The 1,607-nt window shown below is 35.3% G+C and carries 1 protein-coding gene; it reads right to left on the reverse strand.

Translation table 11 applies throughout. The features are described 5' to 3' along the window. Nucleotides 1-173 precede the first annotated feature (173 nt). Nucleotides 174-1,229 (reverse strand): 2,3-butanediol dehydrogenase, encoded by a 1,056-nt coding sequence (locus ACYVLS_RS09000; RefSeq protein ID WP_166063450.1) that lies wholly within the window; start codon nucleotides 1,227-1,229, stop codon nucleotides 174-176. Between the last annotated feature and the right edge of the window lie 378 nt (nucleotides 1,230-1,607).

The following is a 1,607-nucleotide window of genomic DNA, read 5'->3' on the forward strand; positions in this document are numbered from 1 at the left end:
AGGAGGTTTATTCAATAGGAATCAAGCCCGAGAACACACCGTTTCGAGGAAAAATTCCTTATTTTTTCAAAGATAATTAATCTGTTCAAGAAAACAGCTTTAATTATAGAGCTATGAATTATTCAGGTTTACTATATAATTGTAAAGTATAGGCTGTTTAAATCCGTTAATTTTTATTTGTCGCCACTAAGTTTTACAAGGATTTTCGCTTGACTCTTATCATTGCTTAATGATTCAAAACCATTTTCAACGATATTTTCTAGCTCAATATGGTCAGTAATAAGTGGTGATACATCAATTTGATTATTTTCAATCATCTTCAGCGTTAGATCAAAAATATCATCTTCATACGCTAGTGTTGATGATATACGAACACCAGAAGCTGTTAATAACATTGGATTAAAGTCAATGGGTTCTTCAAAAATAGAGACCACAGTGACTGTACCGCGTGGACGAGTCACTTGAATTGCTTGTTCTAATGTTACAGGCACGCCAGCCACTTCAAATGTTCTATCAACTCCATCTGGGTAACGTTCTTTAATGTACTCATTCGGATCAACTTCACCCGAGTTAACGACATGAGTTGCTCCGACTTCTTTCGCTTTTGCTAGTCGCTCTTCCGATAAGTCAAATGCAAAAATTTCTTTAGCACCAGCTGCACGTGCAGCAATAATATTTACTAATCCAATCGGACCAACACCAAACACTGCTACCGTTTCGCCAAACTCCATCTCTGATTCTCGAATAGCTTGCATCGCAACAGCAGTCGGCTCTACTAACGCAGCAATTTCTAAAGAAACATCATCACTGACTTTAACCACGTTAATCTTGTCAACGACTGTATAATCAGCAAATCCACCATCTGAGCCTAAACCAACGAATTGGAAGCCTTTATACATATCATATAAACGATTATCATGATTACCACTTGTGATAAGTGGATTAATTGCTACTTTGTCACCTGGTTTTACTGTCTTAACGTTACTACCAACTTCTTCAACAACACCTGAAAATTCATGTCCCATGGTAATAGGACGTTTTTGACCAGTAAGTGGATCAGGTTCATCGCCTGGAGCTATGATTGGCCCTGCTAAATATTCATGTAAGTCACTACCACAAATACCCGCCCAAGCTACACGCACTTTAACATCATCGTCACCAACTAGCTTTGGTTCTTCGATGTCTTCCACACGAATATCTTTTGCATTATAAAATCTTGCCGCTCTCATTAATATCAACCTTTCTTTTTATACAATAGTTACCTTTAAAATAACTTTATATAATTATTATATAGAAAATGAAAAATAACACAAACAAATGAACTTATACGCCTTAAAATGTGAAAAAATCATTTTATTTGTAATATTCTTCTTGTATTACCTTCTATAATCCTGTTCGAATGTCTATTTTATAGCATTCATCTCCTCATTATTCGCTTGAGTTCTTATACACAAACTGTCTTATTAGAATAAATAATGATGATAAAGTCCATATAATTGTGTAAAAGCAAAAAGGCCATGTAAGGTCCTTTTACGGTACAATGTTTTTAACCACAAAAACATACCCAGGAGGACTTTACATGACCCAAGTACATTTTACACTGGAAA

The organism is Alkalibacterium psychrotolerans, from assembly GCF_054784355.1.

Bases quoted from the DNA above. Each gene is read 5' to 3' on its own strand.
- ACYVLS_RS09000 (WP_166063450.1), bottom strand. From the start codon at position 1,229: ATGAGAGCGGCAAGATTTTATAATGCAAAAGATATTCGTGTGGAAGAC.